General features: G+C 67.5%; 33 protein-coding genes. 19 read left to right on the top strand and 14 right to left on the bottom strand.

The window, feature by feature from the left end; all coding sequences use genetic code 11:
- Positions 1–265 precede the first annotated feature (265 nt).
- From mnmE to hemE, 4 genes are all read right to left on the bottom strand, one after another.
- Positions 266–1,588 (bottom strand): tRNA uridine-5-carboxymethylaminomethyl(34) synthesis GTPase MnmE, encoded by a 1,323-nt coding sequence (gene mnmE / locus J0I99_RS09510; RefSeq protein ID WP_291397217.1) that lies wholly within the window; start codon positions 1,586–1,588, stop codon positions 266–268.
- A 146-nt stretch (positions 1,589–1,734) separates the two neighbouring features.
- Positions 1,735–3,000, bottom strand: a complete 1,266-nt coding sequence (rho, locus tag J0I99_RS09505; protein WP_291391556.1) for a transcription termination factor Rho — start codon at positions 2,998–3,000, stop codon at positions 1,735–1,737.
- A gap of 238 nt (positions 3,001–3,238) precedes the next feature.
- Positions 3,239–3,664: a protoporphyrinogen oxidase HemJ gene (gene hemJ, locus J0I99_RS09500; RefSeq protein WP_291391555.1), complete on the bottom strand. Its 426-nt coding sequence runs from the start codon at positions 3,662–3,664 to the stop codon at positions 3,239–3,241.
- Position 3,665: 1 nt separating this feature from the next.
- Positions 3,666–4,703: a uroporphyrinogen decarboxylase gene (hemE, locus tag J0I99_RS09495; protein ID WP_291397216.1), complete on the bottom strand. Its 1,038-nt coding sequence runs from the start codon at positions 4,701–4,703 to the stop codon at positions 3,666–3,668.
- 425 nt (positions 4,704–5,128) lie between these two features.
- On the opposite strand from hemE, the gene J0I99_RS09490 reads away from it, so the two are divergent.
- The 4 genes from J0I99_RS09490 to dnaQ are packed head-to-tail and all read left to right on the top strand — an operon-like array spanning position 5,129 to position 8,062.
- Complete coding sequence (locus J0I99_RS09490) at positions 5,129–5,932, top strand: Maf family protein (RefSeq protein ID WP_291397215.1); 804 nt, start codon at positions 5,129–5,131, stop codon at positions 5,930–5,932.
- Positions 5,929–6,762, top strand: coding sequence for a shikimate dehydrogenase (locus J0I99_RS09485; RefSeq protein ID WP_291397214.1), 834 nt, complete (start codon positions 5,929–5,931; stop codon positions 6,760–6,762). Before J0I99_RS09490 ends, J0I99_RS09485 begins: the two co-directional genes overlap by 4 nt.
- Complete coding sequence (gene coaE / locus J0I99_RS09480) at positions 6,759–7,355, top strand: dephospho-CoA kinase (RefSeq protein ID WP_291397213.1); 597 nt, start codon at positions 6,759–6,761, stop codon at positions 7,353–7,355. The genes J0I99_RS09485 and coaE overlap by 4 nt, the downstream gene beginning before the upstream one ends.
- Complete coding sequence (dnaQ, locus tag J0I99_RS09475; RefSeq protein ID WP_291391550.1) at positions 7,352–8,062, top strand: DNA polymerase III subunit epsilon; 711 nt, start codon at positions 7,352–7,354, stop codon at positions 8,060–8,062. Before coaE ends, dnaQ begins: the two co-directional genes overlap by 4 nt.
- A gap of 136 nt (positions 8,063–8,198) precedes the next feature.
- Here the strand turns inward: dnaQ and secB are convergent, their stop codons facing one another.
- Both secB and J0I99_RS09465 read right to left on the bottom strand, forming a co-directional pair.
- A complete protein-coding gene (secB, locus tag J0I99_RS09470; RefSeq protein WP_291391549.1) occupies positions 8,199–8,693 on the bottom strand; it encodes a protein-export chaperone SecB in 495 nt (164 codons plus the stop codon).
- A 164-nt stretch (positions 8,694–8,857) separates the two neighbouring features.
- A complete protein-coding gene (locus J0I99_RS09465) occupies positions 8,858–9,307 on the bottom strand; it encodes an FxsA family protein (RefSeq protein ID WP_291391548.1) in 450 nt (149 codons plus the stop codon).
- 155 nt (positions 9,308–9,462) lie between these two features.
- On the opposite strand from J0I99_RS09465, the gene J0I99_RS09460 reads away from it, so the two are divergent.
- From J0I99_RS09460 to J0I99_RS09450, 3 genes are read left to right on the top strand one after another with little or no spacing between them, the layout of a single operon-like run.
- On the top strand, positions 9,463–10,179 hold the full coding sequence (locus J0I99_RS09460) for a Tim44/TimA family putative adaptor protein (protein ID WP_291397212.1): 717 nt from the start codon (positions 9,463–9,465) through the stop codon (positions 10,177–10,179).
- Positions 10,180–10,200: 21 nt separating this feature from the next.
- Positions 10,201–10,782 carry a Smr/MutS family protein gene (locus J0I99_RS09455; RefSeq protein WP_291397211.1) on the top strand — a complete coding sequence of 194 codons (582 nt, stop codon included), beginning with the start codon at positions 10,201–10,203 and terminating at the stop codon, positions 10,780–10,782.
- Complete coding sequence (locus J0I99_RS09450; RefSeq protein WP_291391545.1) at positions 10,779–11,138, top strand: helix-turn-helix transcriptional regulator; 360 nt, start codon at positions 10,779–10,781, stop codon at positions 11,136–11,138. The genes J0I99_RS09455 and J0I99_RS09450 overlap by 4 nt, the downstream gene beginning before the upstream one ends.
- Before the next feature lie 84 nt (positions 11,139–11,222).
- Here J0I99_RS09450 and hslU read toward each other — a convergent pair whose 3' ends face one another.
- Both hslU and hslV read right to left on the bottom strand, forming a co-directional pair.
- Positions 11,223–12,524: an ATP-dependent protease ATPase subunit HslU gene (gene hslU / locus J0I99_RS09445; protein ID WP_291397210.1), complete on the bottom strand. Its 1,302-nt coding sequence runs from the start codon at positions 12,522–12,524 to the stop codon at positions 11,223–11,225.
- Positions 12,525–12,647: 123 nt separating this feature from the next.
- Positions 12,648–13,205 (bottom strand): ATP-dependent protease subunit HslV, encoded by a 558-nt coding sequence (hslV, locus tag J0I99_RS09440; RefSeq protein WP_291397209.1) that lies wholly within the window; start codon positions 13,203–13,205, stop codon positions 12,648–12,650.
- Between the two features lie 372 nt (positions 13,206–13,577).
- Here hslV and hisB point away from each other — a divergent pair, with 372 nt between their 5' ends.
- A complete protein-coding gene (hisB, locus tag J0I99_RS09435) occupies positions 13,578–14,165 on the top strand; it encodes an imidazoleglycerol-phosphate dehydratase HisB (protein WP_291397208.1) in 588 nt (195 codons plus the stop codon).
- A gap of 16 nt (positions 14,166–14,181) precedes the next feature.
- Here hisB and J0I99_RS09430 read toward each other — a convergent pair whose 3' ends face one another.
- On the bottom strand, positions 14,182–14,415 hold the full coding sequence (locus J0I99_RS09430; RefSeq protein ID WP_291397207.1) for a hypothetical protein: 234 nt from the start codon (positions 14,413–14,415) through the stop codon (positions 14,182–14,184).
- Positions 14,416–14,439: 24 nt separating this feature from the next.
- On the opposite strand from J0I99_RS09430, the gene J0I99_RS09425 reads away from it, so the two are divergent.
- From J0I99_RS09425 to coaA, 8 genes are all read left to right on the top strand, one after another.
- Complete coding sequence (locus J0I99_RS09425; RefSeq protein ID WP_291391540.1) at positions 14,440–14,790, top strand: DUF2628 domain-containing protein; 351 nt, start codon at positions 14,440–14,442, stop codon at positions 14,788–14,790.
- Positions 14,787–15,437: an imidazole glycerol phosphate synthase subunit HisH gene (gene hisH / locus J0I99_RS09420; RefSeq protein WP_291397206.1), complete on the top strand. Its 651-nt coding sequence runs from the start codon at positions 14,787–14,789 to the stop codon at positions 15,435–15,437. The genes J0I99_RS09425 and hisH overlap by 4 nt, the downstream gene beginning before the upstream one ends.
- A gap of 148 nt (positions 15,438–15,585) precedes the next feature.
- Positions 15,586–16,323, top strand: coding sequence for a 1-(5-phosphoribosyl)-5-[(5-phosphoribosylamino)methylideneamino]imidazole-4-carboxamide isomerase (gene hisA, locus J0I99_RS09415; RefSeq protein ID WP_291397205.1), 738 nt, complete (start codon positions 15,586–15,588; stop codon positions 16,321–16,323).
- A complete protein-coding gene (locus tag J0I99_RS09410; RefSeq protein WP_291394251.1) occupies positions 16,320–16,637 on the top strand; it encodes a hypothetical protein in 318 nt (105 codons plus the stop codon). Before hisA ends, J0I99_RS09410 begins: the two co-directional genes overlap by 4 nt.
- Entirely contained in the window at positions 16,630–16,851 is a 222-nt protein-coding gene (locus J0I99_RS09405) for a hypothetical protein (RefSeq protein ID WP_291397204.1), read from the top strand. The genes J0I99_RS09410 and J0I99_RS09405 overlap by 8 nt, the downstream gene beginning before the upstream one ends.
- On the top strand, positions 16,848–17,654 hold the full coding sequence (gene hisF / locus J0I99_RS09400; protein ID WP_291394249.1) for an imidazole glycerol phosphate synthase subunit HisF: 807 nt from the start codon (positions 16,848–16,850) through the stop codon (positions 17,652–17,654). The genes J0I99_RS09405 and hisF overlap by 4 nt, the downstream gene beginning before the upstream one ends.
- Positions 17,651–17,974, top strand: coding sequence for a phosphoribosyl-ATP diphosphatase (locus tag J0I99_RS09395; protein ID WP_291397238.1), 324 nt, complete (start codon positions 17,651–17,653; stop codon positions 17,972–17,974). Before hisF ends, J0I99_RS09395 begins: the two co-directional genes overlap by 4 nt.
- On the top strand, positions 17,974–18,915 hold the full coding sequence (gene coaA, locus J0I99_RS09390) for a type I pantothenate kinase (RefSeq protein WP_291397203.1): 942 nt from the start codon (positions 17,974–17,976) through the stop codon (positions 18,913–18,915). Before J0I99_RS09395 ends, coaA begins: the two co-directional genes overlap by 1 nt.
- Before the next feature lie 80 nt (positions 18,916–18,995).
- Here the strand turns inward: coaA and J0I99_RS09385 are convergent, their stop codons facing one another.
- Together J0I99_RS09385 and nth are read right to left on the bottom strand one after the other, a co-directional pair.
- Entirely contained in the window at positions 18,996–19,997 is a 1,002-nt protein-coding gene (locus tag J0I99_RS09385; RefSeq protein ID WP_291397202.1) for an adenosine kinase, read from the bottom strand.
- Between the two features lie 93 nt (positions 19,998–20,090).
- Positions 20,091–20,762 carry an endonuclease III gene (gene nth, locus J0I99_RS09380; protein WP_291397201.1) on the bottom strand — a complete coding sequence of 224 codons (672 nt, stop codon included), beginning with the start codon at positions 20,760–20,762 and terminating at the stop codon, positions 20,091–20,093.
- A 137-nt stretch (positions 20,763–20,899) separates the two neighbouring features.
- Here nth and J0I99_RS09375 point away from each other — a divergent pair, with 137 nt between their 5' ends.
- Positions 20,900–21,280, top strand: coding sequence for a DUF2244 domain-containing protein (locus J0I99_RS09375; RefSeq protein ID WP_291394245.1), 381 nt, complete (start codon positions 20,900–20,902; stop codon positions 21,278–21,280).
- 273 nt (positions 21,281–21,553) lie between these two features.
- Positions 21,554–22,417 (top strand): methylated-DNA--[protein]-cysteine S-methyltransferase, encoded by an 864-nt coding sequence (locus tag J0I99_RS09370; protein WP_291397200.1) that lies wholly within the window; start codon positions 21,554–21,556, stop codon positions 22,415–22,417.
- A 130-nt stretch (positions 22,418–22,547) separates the two neighbouring features.
- Here J0I99_RS09370 and J0I99_RS09365 read toward each other — a convergent pair whose 3' ends face one another.
- The 3 genes from J0I99_RS09365 to pyrF form a co-directional block, all read right to left on the bottom strand.
- The gene (locus J0I99_RS09365; RefSeq protein ID WP_291397199.1) at positions 22,548–23,162 is read right to left on the bottom strand and encodes a 2,3-bisphosphoglycerate-dependent phosphoglycerate mutase; all 615 of its coding nucleotides are present in this window, start codon (positions 23,160–23,162) and stop codon (positions 22,548–22,550) included.
- Positions 23,163–23,173: 11 nt separating this feature from the next.
- Positions 23,174–23,983: a 4-hydroxy-tetrahydrodipicolinate reductase gene (gene dapB, locus J0I99_RS09360; protein WP_291397198.1), complete on the bottom strand. Its 810-nt coding sequence runs from the start codon at positions 23,981–23,983 to the stop codon at positions 23,174–23,176.
- Between the two features lie 162 nt (positions 23,984–24,145).
- Positions 24,146–24,844: an orotidine-5'-phosphate decarboxylase gene (pyrF, locus tag J0I99_RS09355; RefSeq protein ID WP_291397197.1), complete on the bottom strand. Its 699-nt coding sequence runs from the start codon at positions 24,842–24,844 to the stop codon at positions 24,146–24,148.
- A gap of 117 nt (positions 24,845–24,961) precedes the next feature.
- Between pyrF and J0I99_RS09350 the strand changes: the two genes are divergently transcribed.
- On the top strand, positions 24,962–25,402 hold the full coding sequence (locus J0I99_RS09350) for a MarR family transcriptional regulator (protein ID WP_291389839.1): 441 nt from the start codon (positions 24,962–24,964) through the stop codon (positions 25,400–25,402).
- Positions 25,403–25,446: the final 44 nt, after the last annotated feature.

Raw genomic sequence — 25,446 nt, 5'->3', positions numbered from 1 at the left:
GCGGTGGTGCTGGGGTTTGACGCGGAAGCCTCACTCCAGTGCATTCGGCGCTGGTTCAAACGGAGATCCCCGCTTCGCGGGGATGACGCGGGGTGGGTGTCAGGCAGGTGCGCGAGCAGGGGCTCAGGTCACCGCCTGCGCTAGTCGAGAGTTGGATTCCTGCTTGCGCAGGGATGACAGCCGGTGGGAAGGCGGCTCCCGCCGATGATGGTGCCCGTATCCCCCGGTGCGAGAAGCTTCAGGTCCGTCGGCTGCTTCACGTGAATCACTTGCCGATGCAGAAGGCGCTGAACAGGTGGTCGAGCACCGCTTCGGCGTCCATACGGCCGAGAAGGCGTTCGAGCGCGTGGGAGGCGCGGCGGAGGTCCTCGGCCGCGAACTCCAGCTCATCGACGTGGGAGGTGGCATCGGCGAGGGCGGCACTGGCGGCGTGCAGCGCCTCGCGGTCGCGCTCATGGCTCACCAGGATGTCCGCGGTGTGGGCGGCGGGTGCGCCCGACACGCGGTGCAGGAAGGCGAGCAACTCGCTGACGCCGGCCCCCGTCGTCGCCGACACGGAGTGCCGGGCGCCCTCGACGGTACCGAGGTCCTTCTTGGTCGCGATCGTCACCACGTCCGGGGGATTCCAGGCCGGCTGGTCCGGTTCACGGAGGTCGGGAGGTGCCACGCTGACCTGGTCGGGAGCCTGGAGCCATAGGACGAGATCGGCGGCGCGCATGGCGGCGCGGGCCCGATCCACACCGATGGCCTCGGCCCTGGAGGTGGTCTCCCGCAGCCCGGCGCTGTCGATGAGGATGATCAGCTGTCCATCGATGTCGAGCGGAATCTCCTTGAGATCGCGGGTCGTGCCCGGTTCATCCGAGACGATCGCAGCATCCGATCGCGACAGCGCGTTGAGCAGGCTGGACTTGCCAGCATTGGGCGGCCCCGCCAGCACCACGCGATAACCATCGCGCAGGATGCGGCCCTGGCGATAGACCGACAGCGCCCCATCGATGGCCGTGTGGAGGGCCTGGGCATCGTCGGCCCAGCTTGCCGGACTGGCATCGACGTCGCCCTCGTCGGAGAAATCGAGCCGCGCCTCGATATCGGCCCGCATGTCGAGCAGTTGCTCGCGCCAACGCTCGACTTGCCGGGTCAGCCCGCCCTCGAGCCGGGCATGCGCCAGTCTTCGCTGGTTCTCGGTCTCGGCAAGGATCAGGTCGCCAAGCCCCTCCACCTCGGTCAGGTCCAGCTTGCCATTCTCGAAGGCGCGGCGGGTGAATTCGCCGGCCTCGGCGAGCCTCATGCCGGGCTGTGAAGCGAGACCGCGGAGGATGGCACGCACTACCGCCGGGGAGCCGTGCACCTGGAGTTCGGCGCAGTCCTCGCCGGTGAAGCTGTGTGGGCCGGGCATCCAGGCGACGAGGCCACGGTCGAGGGTTTCGCCGCCGATCGAGATGTCGGTGAGCTTCAGCCGGCGCGGCTCGGGCAGGGCGCCGAGCATGTCGGTGAGCACGCGGGCCGCGGCGGGACCGGAGAGGCGGATGATGGCGACGCCTGACGGCACAGAGCCCGAGGAGAGGGCGATGATGGTGTCATTGCTCATTGGGGTGTCTCCCCGCACTCCGGGTCGTGCCCGTGAATGCGGAACCTCCGATTGAGGTCAACACCGTGCCCACCAAAACAGAGATCCCCGCTTTCGCGGGGATGACGTCGCGTTTGTCAATGAGACCGGCGGACACCCGAAGATGCCTAAGTGTTCATCGAGTCAAAGAAGTCGGAGTTGGTCTTGGTCTGGCGGATCTTGTCCATGAGGAACTCCATCGCGTCGACCGTGCCCATCGGGTTGAGGATGCGGCGCAGGACATACATCTTGCGCAGGATATCGGGCTCGACCAGCAGTTCTTCCTTGCGCGTGCCCGACTTGGTGACGTCGAGCGCCGGGAAGATGCGCTTGTCCGAGACCTTGCGGTCGAGGATGATTTCGGAGTTGCCGGTACCCTTGAACTCTTCGAAGATCACTTCATCCATGCGGCTGCCGGTATCGATCAGCGCCGTGGCGATGATGGTCAGCGAGCCGCCATCCTCGATGTTGCGCGCGGCGCCGAAGAAGCGCTTGGGCCGCTGCAGCGCGTTGGCGTCGACACCACCGGTCAGCACCTTGCCCGACGACGGCACAACGGTGTTGTAGGCACGGCCGAGGCGGGTGATCGAATCGAGCAGGATGACGACGTCGCGCTTGTGCTCGACGAGGCGCTTGGCCTTCTCGATCACCATTTCGGCGACCTGTACGTGGCGCGACGCCGGCTCGTCGAAGGTCGAGGAGATGACCTCGCCCTTCACCGAGCGCTGCATGTCGGTGACTTCCTCGGGGCGCTCGTCGATGAGCAGCACGATGAGGTAGCACTCGGGATGGTTGACGGCGATTGATTGTGCAATGTTCTGCAACAGTACCGTCTTACCGGTACGCGGCGGAGCAACGATCAGAGCACGCTGGCCCTTGCCGAGCGGCGCGACCAGGTCCATGACCCGCGCGCTCTTGTCCTTGATCGTCGGATCCGGCAGCTCGAGACGCAGGCGCTCGTCGGGATAGAGCGGCGTCAGGTTGTCGAAGTTGATCTTGTGGCGGACCTTCTCGGGGTCCTCGAAATTGATCGTGTTGACCTTGAGCAGCGCGAAGTAGCGCTCGCCTTCCTTGGGGGAGCGGATCTGCCCCTCGACCGTGTCGCCGGTCCTGAGCGAGAAGCGCCGGATCTGGCTGGGCGAGACGTAGATGTCGTCCGGGCCCGGCAGGTAGTTGGCATCGGGGGACCGCAGGAAGCCGAAGCCGTCAGGAAGGACCTCCACCACGCCTTCGCCGGTGATATCCACTTCGCGCGCCGCCAGCTCCTTGAGGATGGCGAACATCAGTTCCTGCTTGCGCATGGTCGAGGCGTTCTCGACGTCGTTGCTCTCGGCGAACTGCAGCAGTTCGGCAGGCGTCTTGGCCTTCAGCTCGCTGAGCTTGATACTTTCCATTGCGCGTTTGGACCCTTGGGTAAACGAAGTGGCGGGGATGTCGATAGAAGGGGGGTGTGGTGCCCGGAAAGCGCCGGGGAGGCGCCCAGTGGTCAGGCAATGCGCCTCAGATAGCCAAAAGCGCGGCTACATTCAAGTCCGGAACGGCGGGGCGGATTCACGTGAAGCGGTCGGCTTCGGCCTGACCGCGTGGTTTGCGGGCCGTTCCAGGTCGTTCGCGCGGCTGGGTCGCCGCCGCTCAGAACGGCTTCACCACCACTGCGATGACGATGACGATGGCGATGACGAACGGGATCTCGTTGATGGCGCGGAAGAACTTGCCCGACCGGGTGCTCCGGTCATTGGCGAAATCGCGCAGCAGCCTGCCGTAGAAACCGTGCACGCCGCTGAGCGCGATCACCATCACGGCCTTCAGCCACATCCAGCCTTGGCTGAAATCGACGATGCCGAAGCCGAAGGCGAGCCATAGCCCGAATACCCAGGTGGCGATCATCGCCGGCGTGGTGATGCCGCGGTAGAGCCGGCGCTCCATGACCTTGAAGGTCTCGGACTGCACCGAACCCTTCTCGGCCGCGGCGTGATAAACGAACAGGCGCGGCAGGTAGAGCAGTCCCGCCATCCAGGCGATGACGCTCAGGATGTGCAGCGCCTTGACCCATTCCATCTCAGAGTGCTCCCCGCGCCACTTCGATCAGACGCTCGACATGTGCGATCGGCGTCTCCGGCAAGATGCCGTGGCCGAGATTGAAGATATGCGGCCGGTCACGGAACGCCGCCACGATGGCGCGCGTCCGGACCTCCATCTGTTCCCCGCCCGCCAGCAGCCGAAGCGGATCGAGATTGCCTTGTACGCCGATTCCCGGCGGCAGGTTACCGGCGAATGCCAGCGGCGTGGCGAAATCGAGCCCGAGCAGGTTGACCCCGGTGCGCGCGGCATAGGCCGGCAGGTTGCCCGCTGCGCCGCGCGGAAAGCCGATCACCGGTGCATCCGGGATGGCCTGGCGCAGGCCTTCGACGATGCGGCGGTTGGGCTCGATCACCCAGTCGCGGAACGCCACTTCGTCGAGATTGAGGGCCCAGCTCTCGAACAGCTGCACGACATCGGCACCGGCGCGGAACTGCGCCCCGAGATAGGCGATGCTCGCTTCGACGAGGATGTCGATCAGCCGCGCGAACGCCGCCGGCTGGCGCAGCGCGAACAACCGCGCCGCCGCCTGGTCGGGCGAGCCGCGCCCGCCGATCATGTAGGTGGCAACCGTCCAGGGCGAACCGCAGAAGCCGATCAGCGTCTTGTCCGGAGCGAGGCTGGTCCGAACCCGGCGCACGGTCTCGATGACCGGGCTCAGCTTCTCCAAAGCCCGGCTCGGATCGAGCCCAGGGATCGTCTCGACCGTCACAGGCTCGAGGATCGGGCCCTCGCCCGCCTCGAAGCGGACCGACTGGCCGAGGGCGTCGGGAATGACGAGGATGTCGGAGAACAGGATCGCGGCGTCGAGATCGAAGCGACGCAAGGGCTGCAGTGTCACTTCGGCAGCGAGCTCTGGCGTGTAGCACAGATCGAGGAAGGTCCCGGCCCTGGCGCGGACCTCGCGATACTCCGGCAGGTAACGCCCGGCCTGCCGCATGATCCAGATCGGAAGCCGCTCCTGTCGGCGTCCAAGGACAGTCTCGAGCAGGGGTTTGTTCACGGCGTCGGCCGTCATGCCCTCTTCCAATCAAAAAGAGATTCTAGATTCTTCATCTTCATTATCATGGCGGTGTTTTGCAGGAATTCGCGTTTGCCCACAACGGCGGTGCGTGGCGACACAAGCGCGCGGACGGAGCGCCGTCGGGGCTGTTGAAAGGGCGGCGGTGGAGCCGGGGGGCGGCGGCCGGAGTCGGCCGTGTTAACTGGGCATTAACCATGCCACAATCGTTAGCAATCCGTTAACGGGACTGTTGATGACCATCGGGTATCCGCAACCGGTTATCCCCACAACTCACCTTAACCCTTTGTTAACTCTCCCGCGTCGCCGGGCTGTTGATGGATCGGCATGGAGCGGGGAGAAGCCGGTCTTGCTCGCCGACGGCCGGATTTTCCACCGGGCCGGAACTTGAGCATTGGAGGACAGTGTGGAAAACCGCTGCCATGCTGATCCTTGCTTCGAAAAGCGTCGCGCGAAACGCCCTGCTGGCCGGCACCGGGCTGCGATTCGTGGCGAGTCCAGCGCAAATCGACGAGCGGGCCGTGGAAGCCGCCGTGCTGGGGAAAGGCGGCGGTGCCGTCGAGGTGGCCCGGAGGCTGGCCGAGGCCAAGGCATTGACGGTGGCCGCGACTCACCCCGGGGCGCTGGTGATCGGGGCGGACCAGGTGCTGGCGGTATCGGACAATGCTGCAAGCGCCGCGGCGTCTGTTGGGTCGCCTTCTCCCCTTGAGGGAGAAGGTGCCCGAAGGGCGGATGAGGGGTTTGCTTCCGAGTCCGTTGTCGCTCGTCGCTACGCTCCGAACGCGCAGACTCCGTCTGCGCACCCCTCATCCGGCGCTTCGCGCCACCTTCTCCCTCAAGGGGAGAAGGAAGGGCAGCGTGGCGCGGCGAGCATCCTCCACAAGCCCATCGATATGGCCCAGGCGGCGCGGCAGCTCGATCGGCTGCGGGACCGGACACACCATCTCCACTCCGGCATTGCCCTCGCCCGTGATGGCGTCGTGCTGTGGTCGGAGGTCGAGACGGCATCGCTGACCATGCGCGCCTTCTCCGCGGACGAGCGGGACGCCGTGCTGGCGCTTGAGGGCGAGGCGGTGCTGGCTTCGGTCGGCGCCTACCGCCTCGAGGGGCCGTCGATCCGGCTGTTCGAGCGCATCGAGGGTGACTATTTCACTATCCTTGGCCTGCCGCTGCTGCCATTGCTGGCGGCGCTCAGGCGCCACGCCCCCGAATTGCTGCCGGAATGATTCACGTGAAAAAAGCCTTCGTCATCGGCCATCCGATCAAGCATTCGCGCTCGCCGCTGATCCACGGCACGTGGATCGCCGAGCACCGCATCGACGGCAGCTACGAGGCGATCGACGTGGCGCCCGAAGCGTTGCCGGCCTTCGTCGACAGCATCCGGGCCGGCGCCTTCGTCGGCGGCAACGTCACCATCCCGCACAAGGAAGCGGTGTTCGCGCTCTGCGACAGCGTCGATCCGCTGGCGCGGACCATCGGGGCGGTGAACACGCTGGTGGCCCAGCCGGAGGGCCGCATACACGGCTTCAATACCGACTACATGGGCTTTCTCGGCAATCTCGACCAGAACGCCCCGGGCTGGAGCGACCGGCGCGTTCGCGCCATCGTGCTCGGTGCCGGCGGCGCGGCGCGCGCCGTCCTCGTGGCGCTGCGCGAGCGCGGCTTCAGCGAGATCGTGCTGCTCAACCGCACGGTGGACAAGGCAGTGGCGCTGGCCGCCGAGATCGGCGGGCCGGTCGTTGCCGGGGCGCTGGGCGAATTTGCCAGTTATGCGGCGGGCGCCGGCCTCGTCGTCAACACCACCTCGATCGGCATGCACGACACCCGCTTCGAGGATCTCGAGCTGGGGCTGCTGTCCAGGACGGCGCTGGTCACCGACATCGTCTATGTGCCGCTGGTGACCCCGCTGCTGGCCGATGCGCGGGCCCTCGGCCTGCGCACGGTGGACGGGCTGGGCATGCTCCTGCACCAGGCCATCCCTGGGTTCGAGGCCTGGTTCGGCGTGCGGCCCGCGGTGACGCGGGAGCTGCGCGCCCGGGTGGAGGCGACGCTGTGACCTTGAAGCTCGGCCTCACCGGATCGATCGCCACCGGCAAGTCGACGGTGCTGGCGGCATTCGCCGAACTGGGCGTGCCGGTGTTCTCCTCGGACGAGTACGTGCACGAACTCTATCGCGGCGCCGCGGTGGCGCCGGTGGAGGCGGCGTTTCCCGGCGTCACGGCCAATGGCGTTATCGACCGGGAAAGGCTCGGCCGCGTGGTGCTTGGCCAGCCCGAGCGCATCCGGCAGCTCGAGGCCATCGTGCACCCGCTGGTGCGCGACGGAATCCGGACCTTCCTCGCCGAGGCCGAGGCGCGCGGCGAGCCCATCGCCGTGGTCGACATCCCGCTGCTGTTCGAGAACGGCGTCGACTGGGGCCTCGACGGGGTGATCGTCACCACCGTCGACGAGGCCGAGCTGCGTCGGCGCGCCCTGGCCCGGCCGGGGATGACGGTGGAAAAGCTGGATGCCATCCTTGCCCGGCAGCTGCCCCAGGCTGAAAAGATCAGGCGCGCCACCCATGTATTCGACACCTCGGGCACCATCGCAGCGACACGCAGCGCCGTGCGCGCGCTGGTGACGAGGCTCAGGGCCAGAGACCAGCGATGACCCGTGAAATCGTCCTCGATACCGAAACCACCGGCCTCTCGCCGACGAGCGGCGACCGGGTGGTGGAGATCGGCTGCGTCGAGCTGCTGAACCACATTCCAACCGGCCGGCACTTCCACGTCTATCTCAACCCCGAGCGCGACGTGCCTGACGAGGCGTTTCGCGTGCACGGGCTGTCGACCGAGTTCCTGCGCGACAAGCCCCTGTTCGCTGCCGAAGCCGACAATTTCCTCGAGTTCATCGCCGATGCGACGCTGGTCATCCACAACGCCGACTTCGACATGGGTTTTCTCAATTTCGAACTCGAGCGCCTGGGCCGGTCGCGGCTTTCCAACCCGGTGATCGATACCGTGATGGTGGCGCGCGAGCGCCATCCCGGCGCCCGTGTCAGCCTCGACGCGCTGTGCAAGCACTACGGCATCGACAATTCGAGGCGCGTGCTGCACGGGGCGCTGCTCGACAGCGAGATCCTCGCCGATGTCTATCTCGAGTTGATCGGCGGCCGGCAGGTGGCGCTGTCTCTGAGCAGCGACCAGCGCATCGAGATGGGCCGGTCGGCGGTGTTCGCGCCGGCCCGGCAGCGGCCGGTGCCGCTCGCGCCGCGCCTGAGCGATGCCGAGCTCAAGGCGCATGCGGTGCTGGTCGGCACGCTGGGCGCCGACGCGCTGTGGGTGACCTACTCGGAAGTGTCGGTGGCGGCGGAGTAGGGGCTGCATGGCTGCCCCAGCTACTCATTGCCGCGAAAGCGGGAATCTCGGCTTGCGCTGGCGCCAGAAACGGAGATCCCCGCTTTTGCGGGGATGACATCGTGGATGGAGGCAAATGGGTGCCGCCTGGCGGCGATCAGTTCGCCGCGCCCTGGGCCTGCTGTGCCTGCATCGCCTTGAGGTTCTGCACGTAGAGCGCCATGAAGTCGACCGGCTCCATCATCAGCGGCGGGAAGCCGCCGAGCTGGACGACGGTCGCCAGCACGTGGCGGGCGAACGGGAAGATCATGCGCGGGCACTCGACCATCAGCAGCGGCGCCAGCTGGTTCTCGGGCACGTTCTTGACGCGGAACACGCCGCCATAGACCAGTTCGACATTGAACAGCACATTGCTGTCGCGCTCAGCCTTGGCGTTGAGGCTGATCTCGACGGCATAGAGGTCGTCGGCCTGCTTCTTGACCCCGACATTGATGCCGACGTTGAAGTTCGGATTGGCGCCGCCGAGCAGCACCGAGCCGGGCGCGCCCGGATTCTCGAAGCTCAGGTCGCGGGTATACTGGCCCACGAGGCTGTAGCTGGGCGCGGGAGTGGTGGTCGCGTTGGCCGCGCCGGCCGGGGTCTGGTCAGCCATTTCGGAGGGTTCCTCGAACTCTATTTCGGCGCGCTGGCTAGCATTTTTGGGAGGGCCTCACAAGCGCTCGAGCGCCTCAGGTCCGAGAGTCCGGCACTTTGCGCTCCCCTCGCTGTCGAGGGGAGAGGCCGGGGGTGGGGGTCGCAGGGCGGGGCACGGGGCCCTCAGCGCGGCCGCCACTCGTCCGAATCGAGCTCGATCGTTTCGTCCTCGACGCGCGGCGGGGCATAGCCGTAGCTGGCGCTGGTCGTGGTCGCGACGACCTGGACGCGCGAACGGAGCCAGGCGTAGAGCGCGCCGCGCAGCGGCGGGATCAGCAGCAACAGGCCGAGAAGGCCGGTGAAGTAGCCGGGCACGATGAGCAGGATGGCGGCGAGGCCGACCATCATGGTGTCGGCGAGCGAGCGCGCCGGCAGCTGGCCCCGACCCAGCGTGTCGCGCATCTGGTTGACGACGGAAATGCCCTGGTGGCGCAGCAGCAGCACGCCGGCCGCCGCCATCACCAGCACGCCCAGCAGGGTCGGCCACAGCCCGATGGCGTTGCCGATCACGATGAAGCAGGCGATCTCGATCAGCGGCATGGCGAGGAACAGCAGAAACAGCAGGCGGCCCACGGCGTTACCCTTTCGAAAGCACTGCGTCATATCGGCCGTGACGGCCGCTTCAGCCAAACGTGAACTGGTTTCCGGCTGAACGTTTTCCTATATATAGGTCAGCAAGTCCGGCCGCCCATGGCCGGCCGTCCCTTTTCTCGCGAGACCCGTGCCCGATGGATCAGTTTTTCGATATCCCCACGCTGATCGTGATCGGTCTGGCGATCGTGGTGCTCTATCGGCTGCGCCAGGTCTTGGGGACACGCACCGGCAACGAGCGCACGCCGGCCCAGCGCCAGCGCGAAGTGGCGGCGGCCAAGCCCGGCGAGGAGAACGTCGTGCAGATGCGCCCGCGCCCGGTGCCGCAGAGCAACGAGGACCAGGAGCGCTACCAGCGCAAGCTCGAGGCCGAGATCACCCAGTTCGCCCATGGCGACGAGGCGGTGGCGGCGGGGCTGAAGGCAATTGCCGAGGCCGACCCGGCCTTCTCGCCCAAGAGCTTCATGGAAGGCGCCAAGGCGGCCTACGAGATGATCGTCACCGCCTTTGCCTCGGGTGACCGGCAGACGCTCAGGAACCTGCTCGAAAAGGACGTGTTCGACGGCTTCGAGAAGGTGATCAAGGATCGCGAGGCGGCCGGCCGCAAGGTCGAGGTCACCTTCGTCGGCCTGCCCAAGGTCGAGATCTCGGAGGCCGAGCTCGACAAGCGAAACGCCAACGTCACCATCCGCTTCCATGCCGAGGTGGTCTCGGCCACCCGCGACAAGGACGGCGCCCTGATCGAGGGCAATGCCGACCAGGTCACCAATATCGCCGACGAATGGACCTTCGCGCGCAACCCCAAGTCGCGCGACCCCAACTGGAAGCTTGTCGCCACCAGCCAGCTCGAATAGGCCGGCAGCGGGGGCTTTGCCATGGCCAAGCGCCGGTCGGACGGGAAGGGACAGCTCCCGGACTGGCACCTTTGGCATGAGGTCCGGCAGACCGTCGCACCATTGCGGCCGCCGCGCCGCCCGTTCGTCGACCTGGAGGCCGAACCGCTGCCGTTGCCGGCGGCGCCGCTGCCCAAGCCGCACCGGCTGATGCCCGTCATGCCGCCATACCAATCCGACGGGCGGCCGGCGAGGAAGCCGCGGGCCGGCATCGAGCCCAACCTCAAGCAGCGCCTGCAGCGCGGCCGCGTCGAGATCGACGGCACCATCGACCTGCACGGCATGCGCCAGGTCGAGGCCCATGCCGCGCTCACCCGCTTCATCCATGCGCGCGCCGCCCGCGGCGACCGCACGCTGCTCGTGATCACCGGCAAGGGCCTGAAGAAACTCGGCGACGATGCCGCGGTGATCATCGAGCGCGGCGTGCTGCGCGCCATGCTGCCGATCTGGCTCAGCGAGCCGAACCTTGCCCCGCTTGTCGCCGGCTGGGACGTCGCCGCCCAGGGCCATGGCGGCGACGGGGCCTTCTATGTCCGTCTGCGGCGGGAGCGCGACTATCGATGACGCCACTGGGAGAGCGGCTGCGGGCCATGCGCGACGAGCGCGGCGTGACGCTGAAGGAGATGGCGGCGGCGCTGCAGGTGTCGAGCGCCTATCTCAGCGCCCTCGAGCACGGCCGGCGCGGCAAGCCGACCTTCACTTTGCTGCAGAAGATCATCGCCTATTTCAACGTGATCTGGGACGACGCCGAGGACCTGCAGCGCCTCGCCGAGATGAGCGATCCCAAGGTCGCGATCGACACCGCCGGCATGCCGCCCGCGGCGACCGAACTGGCCAACCGCCTCGCCCGCGACATCGGCAAGCTGAGCCCCGAGGACCTGGCGTTCCTCAGCACCGAAGTGATCCGGCGGACGAAGTAGAGCCGGCCGCCGCAACGGAGATCCCCGCTTTCGCGGGGATGACCTGATGGGTGGGGACGCGTGGAGCCGGACCGAGGCGACGCGCTACAGCACGAAGCGGCTGAGGTCGGTGTCCGCCGCCATCTTGCCGATGCGCTCGGCCACGTAGGCCTTGTCGATGGTGATGGTCTGGCCTGCCTTGTCCGGCGCGTCGAACGAGATGTCCTCGACCAGCCGCTCGAGGATGGTGGCGAGCCGGCGCGCGCCGATGTTCTCGACCGTGGCGTTGACATGCACGGCCGCGTCCGCGATCGCCTCGATCGAGTCGGGGGTGAAAGCGAGCGTCAGCCCCTCGGTCTTCATCAGCGCCACGTACTGCTTGATCAGGCTGGCGTCGGTGTCGTTGAGGATGCCGATCAGGTCATCGCGGCTCAGCGCGCTGAGCTCGACCCGGATGGGCAGGCGCCCCTGCAGCTCGGGCAAGAGGTCCGAGGGCTTGCTCACGTGGAAGGCGCCGGAGGCGATGAACAGGATGTGGTCGGTCCGCACCGGTCCGTACTTGGTCGAGACGGTCGTGCCTTCGATCAGCGGCAGCAGGTCGCGCTGCACGCCTTCGCGGCTCGGGCCCTGGCCGACGCCTTCGCGGTTGGCCACCTTGTCGATCTCGTCGATGAAGGCGATGCCGTGGTTCTCGACCAGCTCGATGGCTTCCTTGGTCAGCGCATCCTGGTCGAGCAGCTTGTCGGCCTCCTCGGCCATCAGCGGGGCGTGCGCGTCCTTGACCTTGACCTTGCGCTTGACGCCGCGGCCGCCGAAGGCCTTGCCGAGCATGTCCTGGATGTTGATGACGCTGGCGCCCGGCATGCCGGGAATCTCGAAGCCGCCGGCCGGGGCCTGGGACGTCATCTCGACCTCGATCTCGCGGTCGTCGAGCTCGTTGTTGCGCAGCTTCAAACGGAAGCTGTCACGGGTCGAGGGCGTCGCCGACGAGCCGACCAGCGCATCGAGCACGCGTTCCTCGGCATTGTGGTGCGCCTGCGCCTGCACCTCGTTGCGCTTCTTGTCGCGCAACAGCGAAATGCCGGCCTCGACCAGGTCGCGCACGATCTGCTCGACGTCGCGGCCGACATAGCCGACCTCGGTGAACTTGGTCGCCTCGACCTTGATGAACGGGGCCTGCGCCAGCCTGGCAAGGCGCCGGCTGATCTCGGTCTTGCCCACGCCCGTGGGCCCGATCATCAGGATGTTCTTGGGAGTGACCTCGGCGCGCAGCTCCTCGGGAAGCTGCTGGCGGCGCCAGCGGTTGCGCAGCGCCACGGCGACGGCGCGCTTGGCGTCATGCTGGCCCACGATGTAGCGATCGAGTTCGGAAACGATCTCGCGCGGGGAGAAATTGGTGTCGGTCATCAAACTTCCTTCCGGACGCCCGTTGCAGCGCGTCCTCGTGAGCGTCCCCGGCAAGAGTGCCCTTGCGGGTTTCCGGTTCGGGAACGCAACCACTGATATGGCGCCATACGGCCGCCGGACTCTCTAGGTCTCGATGGTCTCGAGCGTGACGTTCTCGTTGGTGTAGATGCACACCTCGGCGGCGATCTTCATCGCCTTGCGGGCAATCTGCTCGGCATCGAGGTCGGTATTCTCGCTGAGCGCCAGGGCGGCGGAATAGGCGTAGTTGCCGCCCGAGCCGATGGCGATGGTGTCGTGGTCGGGGGTCAGCACGTCGCCCGTGCCGGTGAGCACCAGCGTCACGTCCTTGTCGGCGACGATCATCATGGCCTCGAGCCGGCGCAGGTAGCGGTCGGTGCGCCAGTCCTTCGCCAGCTCGACCGCGGCGCGCATCAGCTGGTCCGGATACTGGATCAGCTTGGCTTCCAACCTTTCAAACAGCGTGAAGGCGTCGGCCGTGGCGCCGGCGAAGCCGCCGATCACCTTGCCGTCGGCGAGGCGCCGGACCTTCCTGGCGCTGTGCTTCATCACCGTGTTGCCGACCGAGACCTGTCCGTCCCCGGCCACCACCACCTTGTTGCCCTTGCGCACGGCGACGATGGTCGTGCCGTGCCAGCCGGGGAAGTCGTTGTCTTGCGACATGGGGGAGGTACTCCAGAACTGTTCCGCCTTATTTAGGGGTGGCGCGGGCGAATGCAAACCGCACTGGACGGTTGGGTAGGTTCGCGGGGGTGACTGGGTGCTTGCGGGCACGGCGTTGCACCAATCACAGGTCGTCATCCCGGCGAACGCCCGGGACCCATCGCTCGGACGGTCGGGTCGGCTGGTGAACGCGGCGGTCCTTCGGTGACGGGCCGGAGGGGGCCCGGTTGTGGTAGAGCTGGTGCACTGGGTCCCGGCGTTCGCCGGGATGACGGCCGGGACGTGTGGTGGTCATGCAACGGCGTCCCCTTCACCGCATCTTCACCCGTCCGGCGCTATCTGCTAGAGCCGCCGCGCCGAGAGGATTGAGCCATGCGAACTGCTGAAATCGCCCGCAAGACCAACGAGACCGACATCACCGTGTCGGTGAACCTCGACGGGTCGGGCAAGCACGACATGCGGACCGGCATCGGCTTTCTCGACCACATGCTCGACCAGCTGGCCAAGCACTCGCTGATCGACATGACGGTGCGCGCCAAGGGCGACCTGCATATCGACTTCCACCACACGGCCGAGGATGTCGGCATCGCGCTGGGCGAAGCGGTGAAGCAGGCGCTGGGCAACAAGAAGGGTATCCGGCGCTATGCGTCGTCGGACCTGCCGATGGACGGGACGCTCACCCGCGTCGCGCTCGACGTCTCGGGCCGGCCGTTCCTCGTCTGGAAGGTCGAGTTCACCCGCGACAAGGTCGGCGAGATGGACACCGAACTGTTCCGCGAGTGGTTCCAGGCCTTTGCCATGAATGCCGGCATCACGCTGCACGTCGAGACCTTCTACGGCGACAACAACCACCATATCGCCGAGAGCGCCTTCAAGGCGCTGGCCCGGGCGCTGCGCAGTGCCGTCGAGATCGATCCGCGCGCGGCTGACGCGATCCCGTCGACCAAGGGTACGCTCTGACCCGGCAGCGCGGGTATCAGCTGAAGCCGTGCAGGGCGGCCGAGCCGAGGACGAACAGGGTGAACAGGGCCATCAGCCCGATCAGCCCGATGGCGAGCCAGCGGAGAAAATTGGCCTGTCCCAGCGGTTCGGCGTGGGTGTCCTGGTCGTGCGACATTGAGCTCTCCTCGTTGCCCATGGCATGGCGGGCCTGGTGGCCGATCCCCTCGATCTTCCAACCGCCGCGGTTTTGCTCTAAGGCGAACCGCATAGCCCGATCCCTTGAGGTTATCCCGTGACCCTGTATTCCGTCTATGCACGTCCGAGCGACGGCCCGATTGCGGTGGCCGATCGCTTCTCGTGGTCCGCTGCCCTCGTGCCGCCGGTTCACGCGCTCGTGCATGGACTGTGGCTGCTGCTCACCGGCTGGGCCTTCGGCACGGCGCTGATCGTGGCGCTGTCGCCCTGGATCGGCGGCGCGGCCAGCTTCTGGCTCTACGTGCTGATGGCCGTGCTGATCGGCTTCGAGGCGCCGGCCTTCCGCCGCGTCAAGGCGGCGCGCAGCGGCGGCGCCTATCAGGGCGACTATGTCGCCCAGGCCGAGGACCTCGCACTTGTCGAATACATGAAGCGGCAGTCCGCATGAGCACGGTCACCATCATCGACTACGGCTCGGGCAACCTGCGCTCGGCCCACAAGGCCTTCGAGCGCGCCGCGCGCGAGACCGGCACCGGCGACACCATCCTCGTCACCGACGATGTCGAGGCGGTGCGCCGCGCCGACCGCATCGTCTTGCCGGGTGTCGGCGCCTTTGCCGATTGCCGCGCCGGGCTCGATGCCGTCACCGGCATGGTCGAGGTACTCGAGGAGCGCGTCATCCGGGGCGGGGTGCCGTTCCTCGGCATCTGCGTCGGCATGCAGCTGATGGCGACCGAAGGGCGCGAAAAGGCGGTCACCAAAGGGCTCGGCTGGATCCCCGGCTCCGTGGTGCGGCTCGAGCCGAAGGGCGGGCTCAAGGTCCCGCACATGGGCTGGAATACGCTCACCTTCCGCCAGTCGCATCCGCTGCTGCAGGGCATTCCCGACGGCGAGACCGGGCTGCACGCCTATTTCGTCCACTCCTACCACCTTGAGACCGAGCGCCCGGAGACGCTGATCGCCACGGCCGACTATGGCCAGCAGGTCACCGCCATCGTCGGCCGCGACAACATGCTGGGCACGCAGTTCCACCCGGAGAAGAGCCAGACCCTCGGGCTGCGGCTGATCGGGAATTTCCTGCGGTGGAAGCCTTGAGACTGTTCGCTTGGTTGCCCCTCACCCTGGCCCTCTCCCCAGAGGGGAGAGGGAACGCTTGTTTCGCTGACCGTGCAGCTACCGCCCCCTCGCCCCTTTGGGGCGAGGGAAGGGGTGAGGGGCTGGCCAAGCCCACGGAGCCTTCTGCATGATCCTGTTTCCCGCTATCGACCTGAAGGATGGGCAGTGCGTCCGGCTGAAGCTGGGCGACATGGCGCAGGCCACCGTGTTCAACGACGATCCGGCCGCGCAGGCCCGGGCGTTCGAGAGCCAGGGTTTTGAATACCTGCATGTCGTCGACCTGAACGGCGCCTTTGCCGGCGAGAGCGTCAATGGCGCCGCCGTCGAGGCCATCCTCAAGGCCGTGACGTTCCCGGTGCAGCTGGGCGGCGGCATCCGCACCATCGCCCATATCGAGAGCTGGCTGGCGAAGGGCCTGGCCCGCGTCATTCTCGGCACGGTCGCCGTGCGGGATCCCGAGCTGGTGCGTGAAGCGGCGCGGCTGTTCCCCGGCAAGGTGGCGGTCGGCATCGATGCGCGCGGCGGCAGGGTGGCGGTCGAGGGCTGGGCGGAAACCTCCGAGCTGACGGCGATCGAGCTGGGGCAGCGCTTCGAGGGCGCCGGTGTCGCCGCCATCATCTACACCGACATCGACCGCGACGGCGTGCTCAAGGGGATAAACTGGCCCTCGACGCTGGAGCTGGCGCGGGCCGTGTCGATCCCGGTGATCGCCTCGGGCGGACTCGCCTCGATGGACGACATCCGGACGATGACGTTGCCGGAGTACCAGGTGCTCGAGGGTGCCATCTCCGGCCGCGCCCTCTACGACGGGCGCATTGATTCACGTGAAGCACTGGCGCTGCTCAAGCAGGTGAGGGCGGCGTGACCGCACCGCGCTTTCCGTGGTGGCCCTACCTGATCGCGCTGGCGCTGATCTTTGTGGGCGCCATGGCGCCGATCGCGCTCACCGTCTATGCGGCGAACGTGGCGCAGGGCCACGGCTGCACGGTGACGGACGGCGTGCTCGACCCGTGCATCGTCGATGGCGTCGACAAGGCGGGCCAACTGCAGGCCATGGCCAATACCTTCTGGTACGCGCTGGTGACCTGGCCGGCCGGGATCGTGCTCGCCTTCGCCTGGCTCGGCATCCTGTTCTGGCATCGCGGGCGCTGGAAGCGGCGGGCCGGCTTCGATGCCTGAGCGGCGCAACAGGCCGATCCTGATCCGGCGGGTGAACCTGTTGTGGTATCCGCTGGCGCTGGTGCCCATCCTGGCCCTCGGCTACCTGAGCCTCGGCGGATTCCTGCCGGCGCTGGTCGCACCGCTCGTCCTCTTCGCGCTGTTTTTCTGGATTTTCAGCTTCGTCTTCGCCATAGCGGGCAAGCTGACCAAGCCCCGGGAGCCCCGGCAATGACTTTGAAGACCCGCATCATCCCCTGCCTCGACGTCAAGGACGGTCGCGTCGTGAAGGGCGTGCAGTTCGTCGACCTGATCGATGCCGGCGACCCGGTCGAGGCGGCGATCGCCTACAACGCCGCCGGCGCCGATGAACTCACCTTCCTCGACATCACCGCGAGCTCCGACAACCGCGACACCATTTTCGACGTGGTGGCGCGGACGGCCGAGCATTGCTTCATGCCGGTCACGGTGGGGGGTGGCGTGCGGAAGGTCGAGGATATCCGCAAGCTTCTCCTCGCCGGAGCCGACAAGGTGGCGATCAACACCGCGGCGGTGAACGATCCCGACTTCGTCGCCCGCGCCGCCGACAAGTTCGGCGACCAGTGCATCGTCGTCTCGATCGACGCGCGCCGCCGCCAGACCCGCGCGCCCGGCCAGCACAACATGGACGAGTGGGAGATCTACACCCATGGCGGCCGCAACCCGACCGGGATCGACGCGGTGGAGTTCGCCGCGCGGATGGTCGAGCGCGGCGCCGGCGAGCTGCTGGTCACCTCGATGGATCGCGACGGCACCAAGTCCGGCTTCGACCTCGAGCTCACCCGCGCCATCGCCGACAGCGTGCATGTGCCGGTGATCGCCTCGGGCGGCGTCGGCTCGCTCGACGACCTCGTCGACGGGGTCAAGAAGGGGCACGCCTCGGCGGTGCTGGCGGCGTCGATCTTCCACTTCGGCACCTTCACGGTCGGCGAGGCCAAGGACTACATGGAGCGCCACGGCATCCCGATGCGGCGCGACAGCAACGCGGGAGAGATCTGATGGGCTTCACCCTCGAAGCGCTCGACCAGCGGGTGGCGGCACGCGCCACCGCTTCGCCGGAGGAGAGCTGGACGGCAAAGCTGCTCGCCGCCGGCATCGAGCGGGCCGCCAAGAAGTTCGGCGAGGAATCGGCCGAGCTGATCATCGCGGCGGTGACCCGCGACCCGGCCGGCACCACCGCCGAGGCCGCCGACGTGCTCTATCACCTGCTGGTGCTGCTGCGCGGCGCCGGCGTGCCGCTTGCCGACGTGATGGCCGAGCTCGAAAAGCGCACCGCGCAATCGGGCATTGCCGAGAAGGCGGGGCGGAGAAAGTCGTGATGGCCGAGCAGCTCGAGCCCTACCACTATTTCACCAAGGCGGAGTGGAGCCGTTTTCGCGCCGACGAGCCGATGACGCTCGAGCCGGCCGACATCGAGCGGCTGCGCGCCCTGACCGACCCGATCTCCTTCGCCGAGGCGGAGCAGATCTACCTGCCGCTGAGCCGCCTGATCTCGCTCTATGTCGAGGCGACGCAGGAGCTGCACCGCGCCTCGACCCGCTTTCTCGGCGCCGACGACCGCAAGGTGCCCTACATCATCGGGGTCGCCGGTTCCGTGGCGGTGGGCAAGTCGACCACCTCGCGCATCCTGCGCGCGTTGCTCAGTCGCTGGCCGAACTCGCCCAAGGTCGACCTCGTCACCACCGACGGCTTCCTGTTCTCGAACGCGAGACTCGAGGAGCTCAAGCTCGCCGAGCGCAAGGGCTTTCCCGAGAGCTACGACCGGGCGGGGCTGATCCGCTTCCTCTCCGACATCAAGTCGGGCAAGCGCGACGTGAAGGTGCCGGTCTACTCGCACCTCGTCTACGACATCGTGCCGGGCCAGTACGTGACCATCGACCGGCCGGACATCCTGATCGTCGAGGGGCTTAACATCCTGCAGCCGGGCGAACTGCCCAGATCCGGCCGGCCGATCCTGTTCGCCTCGGACTTCCTCGATTTCTCGATCTTCATCGATGCCGACGAGAAGGACCTGACCGACTGGTTCATGGAGCGCTTCCGGCGCCTGCGCCAGACCGCCTTCGCCGATCCCAAGAGCTTCTTCCACCGCTTCACCCAGATGAGCAGCGAGGAAGCCGAGAAGTTCGGCAGGTGGGCCTGGACCGAGATCAACCTGCCCAACCTGCGCGACAACATCCAGCCGACCCGAAGCCGCGCCGACCTGGTGCTGACCAAGGGGCCGAGCCACACCATCGAGCGGGTGGCGCTCAGGAAGGTGTAGCGCGCTTGGCCACCCCTCACCCTAACCCTCTCCCCGGAGGGGAGAGGGGACGTTGTGGCGCCGCCGGCGCAGCCGAGCCCTCAGACCCCGATCCCATGCCCCGCTGCCATGGCCTGCAGGTCCGCCACCGGGCGGGCGCCGATATGCGAGATCACTTCGCTGGCGGCAAGGCACCCGGCCTGCAGCGCGGTGCGGAGGTCGCGTTCGCGGGCGAGGGCGAGCAGGAAGCCCGACGCGAACAGGTCGCCGGCGCCGGTGACGTCGACCACCTCGGGCACGGCATAGGCCGGCACCGTGATGATCTCCCCATTGGCGATGGCCATCGCGCCCTGCGCGCCCATGGTGATGGCGGCGAGTTCGGCATCCTGGGCAATCGCCTGCACCGCCCCGTGGAAGTCGGTCTGGTAGAGCGCCTTCAGCTCCTCGATATTGCCGAACACGATGTCCATGGTCTTCGAGCGGATGAGGTCGAGGAACTCGTCGCGGTAGCGGTGCACGCAGAACGGGTCCGAGAGCGTGAACGATGCCGCCTTCTCATGCTTGTGGGCATAGTGGGCCGCGGTGACGAAGGCCTTCTTGGCCTCGGTCGGGTCCCACAGGAAGCCTTCCATGTAGGTGACCGTGGCGGCGCCGATCTCGTCTTCCCGGATGTCGGCGGGGGTCAGTTGGTGGCAGGCGCCGAGGTAGGTGTTCATGGTGCGCTCGCCGTCGGGCGAGAGCAGGATCATCGAGCGCGCCGTCGCCGGCCCGTCGACGAGGCGGGACACCCCGTAGTGGACGCCGATGCGCTTGAGGTCGTCCGCGAACACATCGCCCAGCGGGTCCGCCGCGACCTTGCCGACGAAGGCGGCGCGCCCGCCCAGCGAAGCGACGCCGGCCGCCGTATTGGCCGAGCTGCCGCCCGAGATCTGGCGCTTGTCGGCCGGCATGCGCTGGTAGAGGTATTCGCTGCGCTCGGCATCGACGAGGTGCATGATGCCCTCGGACAGCCCCTCGCACTCGAGAAAGCCCGGCTCGATGGGGGCGATGACGTCGACGATGGCATTGCCGATGGTCAACACGTCGAACCTGGCCTCGGCCATCGGCAATCCTTGTCTGCTGGGGAGAAACGAGCCGGCGCCGGACTTAGAGGAGAATTGCGCCGCGCGCAACGGATTGAGGCGTCGCGCCGCCGCTCACGCCCCCTTCGGCGGCGGGGTCTTCGGCTCGAACCGGCACCATGGCGCGATGATGCAGCGCCAGCACTCCGGCTTGCGCGCCTTGCAGATGTAGCGACCGTGCAGGATCAGCCAGTGGTGGGCGTGCAGCAGGTATTGGTCTGGCACGACCTTCAAGAGCCCGGTTTCGACTTCGAGCGGGGTCTTGCCCGGTGCGAGGCCGGTGCGGTTGGCGACACGGAACAGGTGCGTATCGACCGCGATGGTCGGCTGGCGGAAGGCGATGTTGAGAACGACGTTGGCGGTCTTCCGCCCGACGCCCGGCAGGCTCTCGAGCGCCTCGCGGTCTGCCGGCACCTCGGAGCCGAACCGCTCGACCAGCTGCTGGCTGAGGGCGAAGACATTCCTGGCCTTGGTGCGGAACAGGCCGATCGTCTTGATTCGCTCCTCGATCCCGGCGGCCCCCAGCGCCACCATCTTTTCGGGCGTATCGGCGAGCTGGAACAGCGTCTTCGTCGCCTTGTTGACGCCGGCGTCGGTGGCCTGGGCCGAGAGCACCACCGCCACCAGCAGGGTGAACGGGTTGACATAGTCGAGTTCGCCCCGGGGCTCGGGGTTGCTTGCCGCAAAAGCGCCGAAAATGGCCTCGACATCTGCCTTCGGCAGTGACTTCACTTTTTTCTGTGCCATTCCGTCGTCCTGATTCCAGGCTTATAGTGATGCCCAAGATGACGACCCAAACGCAAGCGAGGCCGCTCTTTGCGGCAAAGCTCACGCCCCATCGCTCGATGGGACGGAGGGGCCTTCATGCCGTTGTCGTTGTCGCGATGCTGCTCACCATCATTCCCGGCATCGCCTTCGTTTCCATGGGGGCCTGGCCGATCGTCGGCTTCATGGGCCTGGGCGTGGGGCTGATCTGGTGGGCGTTGAGCGCGCACCAGCGCGACGGCAGGCGCTACGAGCAGGTGACGCTGTGGCCCGACCAGCTCGAGCTGAAGCAGGTCGATGGGACCGGCAAGGAAACGCTGACGCGGTTCAACCCGTTCTTCGTCAAGCTGGTGATCGACCGCGACTACAACGAGCGCACCACGGCGCTGCATCTGAGGACCCGCGACCGCGACGTGGAGCTGGGCGCCTTCCTCAACCCGGACGAGAAATCGAGCTTCGCCAAGGCCTTCGGCACGGCGCTGAAGCGCTCGCGGGGCTGAGCCGCTGGCCCTGTCCACGGTGTCATCCCCGCGAAAGCGGGGATCCCTGTCTTTGGCAGGCACCGCAAACAGAGGTTCCCGCTTTCGCGGGAATGACCCGGTGGCAGGATCGAGCGCCGTCGCGTCCCTCCCCCTTGAGGGGAGGGATCGAGGGAGGGGGTGGTCGGGTGATCATCGATGGACCCCCACCCCCAGCCCCTCCCCTCAAGGGGGAGGGGGGGATCCCGTCAAATCCGGGTCGCATCCGCTTCCCCGCGCGCCTATTCTGCCCCCATGAGCAAGCACGAAACCATCATCGCCAATTCGGACTATGAGACGGTGCAGGCGGCCATCGCCTATCTCAGCGAGACCCTGCCCGACGAGATCGACCTGCCGCGCTTTGCCCGCGCCCTCGGGCTGACCGAGCGTCAGCTCACCGACCTGTTCCGCCGCTGGTGCGGGCTCTCGCCCAAGAGCTTTGCGCAATGCGTCGCGCTGAACCACGCCAAGCAGCTGCTGGCCGACAACCAGAGCGTGCTCGATACGACCTACGCGGTCGGCTTGTCCTCCACCTCGCGCCTGCATGACCTGTTCGTGACGCACGAGGCCATGCCGCCCGGCGCCTATCGCAATCGCGGCGAGGGGCTGGAGATGACCTGGGGCGTCGCGCCTTCGCCGTTCGGCACGGCGGTGCTGACGATGACCGAGTACGGCCTGTCCGGCATCGGCTTTGCCGACGAGGGGATGAGCGTTGAGGCGGCCTTCGACGACCTCGCCAGGCGCTGGCCCAATGCCAGCTATCGCCGCGACGACCGCGCCGTGGCGCCGGTGGCGGCGCGCGTCTTCGACCCCTCGCGGTGGAAGGCGGACGAGCCGGTGCGCGTCGTGCTGATCGGCACCGATTTCGAGATCAAGGTCTGGCAGACGCTGCTGCGGATCCCGGTGGGCACGGCCACCACCTACCAGAAGGTCGCCGACCATATCGGCAGGCCGACCGCCGCACGGGCGGTGGGCGCGGCGGTGGGCAAGAACCCGATCAGCTTCGTCGTGCCGTGCCACCGCGTCGTCGGCTCGAGCGGGGCGCTGACCGGCTATCATTGGGGCGTGCCGCGCAAGCGCGCCATCCTGGGCTGGGAGAGCGGGGTGGTGGGGGGCTGACCGTCCCCTCACCCGCCTCGCTGCGCGAGGCACCCTCTCCCTCAAGGGGAGAGGGAAGGCTGTGCCCTGTTTCTTCCCCTCTCCCCTTGAGGGAGAGGGGTGGCGCGAAGCGCCGGGGTGAGGGGCACTGTCAGACCGCCACCGTCCCCGCCAGTTTCCCGTCCGCGTCGATCTTGTAGACCACCGGCTCACCGGTCGCGAGTTCGCGCTTCAGGATCTGCTCGGGGGTCAGGTTTTCGATGGCCATGACGATCGAGCGCAGCGAGTTGCCGTGGGCGGCGATCAGCACCGTCTTGCCGGCTTTGAGTAGCGGCAGGATTTCCCTGTCGAAATAGGGCAGCGTGCGCGCCGCCGTGTCCTTGAGGCTTTCGCCGCCCGGCGGGGGGACGTCGAAGGAACGGCGCCAGATCAGCACCTGCTCCTCGCCCCACTTCTGGCGCGCGTCGTCCTTGTTGAGCCCGGCGAGGTCGCCGTAGTCGCGCTCGTTGAGCTGTTTGGAGCGGGTGATCGTCACCTCGGTGATGCCGAGCACCTCGAGGATCAGGTCAAGCGTGTGCTGGGCCCGGCGCAATGCCGAGGTGAAGTAGACGTCCGGCACCAGCCCGGCCTGCTTCAGCCGCTCGCCAGTCGCCTTGGCCTCCCCGATCCCCTTCTCGGTGAGGTCCGGGTTGCGCCAGCCGGTGAACAGGTTCTTCAGGTTCCACTCGCTCTCGCCATGGCGCACGAGGATCAGCGTACCGGTCATCCAAATGTCCTTCAGTTGAAGCCGAGCACGTCGGCCATGGAATAGAGGCCGGGCCGCTGGTCGCGGGCCCAGAGCGCGGCCCGCACGGCGCCTTCGGCGAACAGCGCGCGGTTGTCGGCGATGTGGTTGAGCTCGATCCGCTCGGACGGGCCGGCGAGGATCACCTTGTGCTCGCCGATGACATTGCCGCCGCGCAGCGTGGCAAAGCCGATCGTGCCGGCCTGGCGCGGGCCGGTATGGCCGTCGCGGACGCGCACCGAGTGGGTCCCGAGGTCGACGTTGCGACCGCGCGCGGCTGCTTCGCCCAGCATCAGCGCGGTACCCGAGGGGGCGTCGACCTTCTTGTTGTGGTGCATCTCGAGGATTTCGATGTCGAAGCCGGGCAGCGCCGCCGCCGCCTGCCTGACGAGCCCCAGCAGCAGGTTGACGCCGAGCGAGAAATTGCCGGCCTTGACGATGCGCGCGCCGTCCGCCGCGGCCTGCGCGATGGCGGCCTCGTCGGCCTCGCTGCAGCCGGTGGTGCCGACGATGTGGACGAGTCCGCGCCGCGCCGCTTCCCGCGCCAGGAGGACGGAATTGGCCGGGGCGGTGAAATCGATGATGGCCTCGGCGCCGGCGAGGGCGGTGTCGAGATTGTCGGTGATCGTGACACCCAGTGCGTCGAGGCCGGCCAGTTCGCCCGCATCCCTGCCGATGACCGGCGCGCCCGAGCGGTCGAAGGCAGACTGGAGCACGAGGCCCGGCGTCGCGGCGATGGCCCGGATATTGGCGCCGCCCATGCGTCCGCCCGCTCCGGCGACTGCTACCTTCAGGTCTGACATGCCCGGCTCCCGACGACTACTATGTGGCCTATACCCCACCGGGTTATTGCCGCGAAAGCGGGAATCTCTGCCGCCCTCCCCCTTGAGGGGAGGGATCGCGGGAGGGGTGGTGCCGCGATTGCCGATGGATTCCCACCCCCAGCCCCTCAAGGGGGAGGGGAGCTAAGCTACCCGCTTCGCCCCGCCCATTTCGGCGAGGATGTCGAGTGCCGCTGCCCGCGGGCTGGCCGCGGCGGTGATCGGACGGCCAACGACGAGGTGGCTGGCGCCGGCGCGCAGCGCCTCGGCCGGTCCGGTGACGCGCTTCTGGTCGCCATGGGCCGCGCCGGCGGGACGGATGCCGGGGGTGACCACAGCCATCGATGACCCGATGATGCCGCGCACCATTTCCGCCTCGTTGGGCGAGCAGACGATGCCGCCGATGCCGGCGGCCCTGGCCTGTTCGGCGCGCAGGGCCACGAGCCCCGCCGCATCCCGCGCGTAGCCGGCCTCGGCGAGGTCGGCATCGTCCATCGAGGTCAGGACGGTGACGCCGAGCACGGTGAGATTGGAGCCCTGTGCCGCCTTGGCGGCCGCGCGCATCGTCCTGGGATAGGCGTGCACGGTGACCATCGTCGCGCCGGTCCTGGCGATGGCGGCGACGCCCTTTTCGACCGTGTTGTCGATATCGAGCATCTTCAGGTCGAAGAACACGCGCTTGCCGGATGCGAGCAGGGCCTTGCCGAGGTTGAGCCCGTCGCCGCCATAGAACAGCTGGTAGCCGATCTTGTAGAAATCGACCGTGTCGCCGAGCTCCGCGACCAGGCGTTCGGCCTCGTCTCTTGTGTCGAGATCGAGCGCCACGATGAGCGTTCCTGCCATCAGATGTCTCCGGATTTGCCGGCTAGTGCCATGCGTCGCGGGCCATGGTCAAGTCTTGTACTGGTCCATCGCAGCACTCACTATGCTGCCATAGGAAATCGGATTCGGTTGGGTTTGATGCAGCAGCAGGCGCTTTCCGCCACCGTCGCCTGGGTGCGGCTCGAACGCGCCATGGCGGCCTTCGAGGCGGACCTGAAGAAGCGCTTCGGCCTCACCGGCCTGCAGCTGCAGGTACTGCGCATCTGTGCCGAACGCCCGCAACTGCCGCTCGCAGCGTTGCGCAAGGCGCTGGTGATGCATCCCGCGACGCTCGGCCAGTCAATCGACGAGTTGCGCCGGATGGAACTCGTTACGGTGCGGACGGACCCGAACGATCGCCGCGCCCGCCTGGTCGGGCTGACCGACAAGGGCAGTGCGCTGGTGCGCGAGGTGCCGTCGGCCGGCCCTGTCCGGCTGCGCGAGGTCGACCATGACGTGGCGCGCCTGGACCGGCTGAAGCTGGCGCTCGAGGACGCCATCGACCTGTTCGGCCTCGGCGACTGGGCCCCGGGGCGCTGACCCCCCTCCTGGCCCCGGGAACGACAAAGGCCCGGGATCGCTCC

Origin of the sequence: Devosia sp. (genome assembly GCF_017307495.1) — a bacterium.
Taxonomy (GTDB): Bacteria; Pseudomonadota; Alphaproteobacteria; order Rhizobiales; family Devosiaceae; genus Devosia_A.
Note: the sequence above shows the minus strand (reverse complement) of the source record. Positions and strands in the feature narration are given on the sequence as shown.

Excerpts from the sequence above, each read along its gene's own strand:
- mnmE (WP_291397217.1), bottom strand. The coding sequence starts at position 1,588 with ATGAGCAATGACACCATCATCGCCCTCTCCTCGGGCTCTGTGCCGTCA.
- rho (WP_291391556.1), bottom strand. The coding sequence starts at position 3,000 with ATGGAAAGTATCAAGCTCAGCGAGCTGAAGGCCAAGACGCCTGCCGAA.
- hemJ (WP_291391555.1), bottom strand. The coding sequence starts at position 3,664 with ATGGAATGGGTCAAGGCGCTGCACATCCTGAGCGTCATCGCCTGGATG.
- hemE (WP_291397216.1), bottom strand. The coding sequence starts at position 4,703 with ATGACGGCCGACGCCGTGAACAAACCCCTGCTCGAGACTGTCCTTGGA.
- J0I99_RS09490 (WP_291397215.1), top strand. The coding sequence starts at position 5,129 with ATGCTGATCCTTGCTTCGAAAAGCGTCGCGCGAAACGCCCTGCTGGCC.
- J0I99_RS09485 (WP_291397214.1), top strand. The coding sequence starts at position 5,929 with ATGATTCACGTGAAAAAAGCCTTCGTCATCGGCCATCCGATCAAGCAT.
- dnaQ (WP_291391550.1), top strand. The coding sequence starts at position 7,352 with ATGACCCGTGAAATCGTCCTCGATACCGAAACCACCGGCCTCTCGCCG.
- secB (WP_291391549.1), bottom strand. The coding sequence starts at position 8,693 with ATGGCTGACCAGACCCCGGCCGGCGCGGCCAACGCGACCACCACTCCC.
- J0I99_RS09460 (WP_291397212.1), top strand. The coding sequence starts at position 9,463 with ATGGATCAGTTTTTCGATATCCCCACGCTGATCGTGATCGGTCTGGCG.
- J0I99_RS09455 (WP_291397211.1), top strand. The coding sequence starts at position 10,201 with ATGGCCAAGCGCCGGTCGGACGGGAAGGGACAGCTCCCGGACTGGCAC.
- J0I99_RS09450 (WP_291391545.1), top strand. The coding sequence starts at position 10,779 with ATGACGCCACTGGGAGAGCGGCTGCGGGCCATGCGCGACGAGCGCGGC.
- hslU (WP_291397210.1), bottom strand. The coding sequence starts at position 12,524 with ATGACCGACACCAATTTCTCCCCGCGCGAGATCGTTTCCGAACTCGAT.
- hslV (WP_291397209.1), bottom strand. The coding sequence starts at position 13,205 with ATGTCGCAAGACAACGACTTCCCCGGCTGGCACGGCACGACCATCGTC.
- hisB (WP_291397208.1), top strand. The coding sequence starts at position 13,578 with ATGCGAACTGCTGAAATCGCCCGCAAGACCAACGAGACCGACATCACC.
- J0I99_RS09430 (WP_291397207.1), bottom strand. The coding sequence starts at position 14,415 with ATGCGGTTCGCCTTAGAGCAAAACCGCGGCGGTTGGAAGATCGAGGGG.
- hisH (WP_291397206.1), top strand. The coding sequence starts at position 14,787 with ATGAGCACGGTCACCATCATCGACTACGGCTCGGGCAACCTGCGCTCG.
- hisA (WP_291397205.1), top strand. The coding sequence starts at position 15,586 with ATGATCCTGTTTCCCGCTATCGACCTGAAGGATGGGCAGTGCGTCCGG.
- J0I99_RS09405 (WP_291397204.1), top strand. The coding sequence starts at position 16,630 with ATGCCTGAGCGGCGCAACAGGCCGATCCTGATCCGGCGGGTGAACCTG.
- hisF (WP_291394249.1), top strand. The coding sequence starts at position 16,848 with ATGACTTTGAAGACCCGCATCATCCCCTGCCTCGACGTCAAGGACGGT.
- coaA (WP_291397203.1), top strand. The coding sequence starts at position 17,974 with ATGGCCGAGCAGCTCGAGCCCTACCACTATTTCACCAAGGCGGAGTGG.
- J0I99_RS09385 (WP_291397202.1), bottom strand. The coding sequence starts at position 19,997 with ATGGCCGAGGCCAGGTTCGACGTGTTGACCATCGGCAATGCCATCGTC.
- nth (WP_291397201.1), bottom strand. The coding sequence starts at position 20,762 with ATGGCACAGAAAAAAGTGAAGTCACTGCCGAAGGCAGATGTCGAGGCC.
- J0I99_RS09375 (WP_291394245.1), top strand. The coding sequence starts at position 20,900 with ATGCTGCTCACCATCATTCCCGGCATCGCCTTCGTTTCCATGGGGGCC.
- J0I99_RS09370 (WP_291397200.1), top strand. The coding sequence starts at position 21,554 with ATGAGCAAGCACGAAACCATCATCGCCAATTCGGACTATGAGACGGTG.
- J0I99_RS09365 (WP_291397199.1), bottom strand. The coding sequence starts at position 23,162 with ATGACCGGTACGCTGATCCTCGTGCGCCATGGCGAGAGCGAGTGGAAC.
- dapB (WP_291397198.1), bottom strand. The coding sequence starts at position 23,983 with ATGTCAGACCTGAAGGTAGCAGTCGCCGGAGCGGGCGGACGCATGGGC.
- pyrF (WP_291397197.1), bottom strand. The coding sequence starts at position 24,844 with ATGGCAGGAACGCTCATCGTGGCGCTCGATCTCGACACAAGAGACGAG.
- J0I99_RS09350 (WP_291389839.1), top strand. The coding sequence starts at position 24,962 with ATGCAGCAGCAGGCGCTTTCCGCCACCGTCGCCTGGGTGCGGCTCGAA.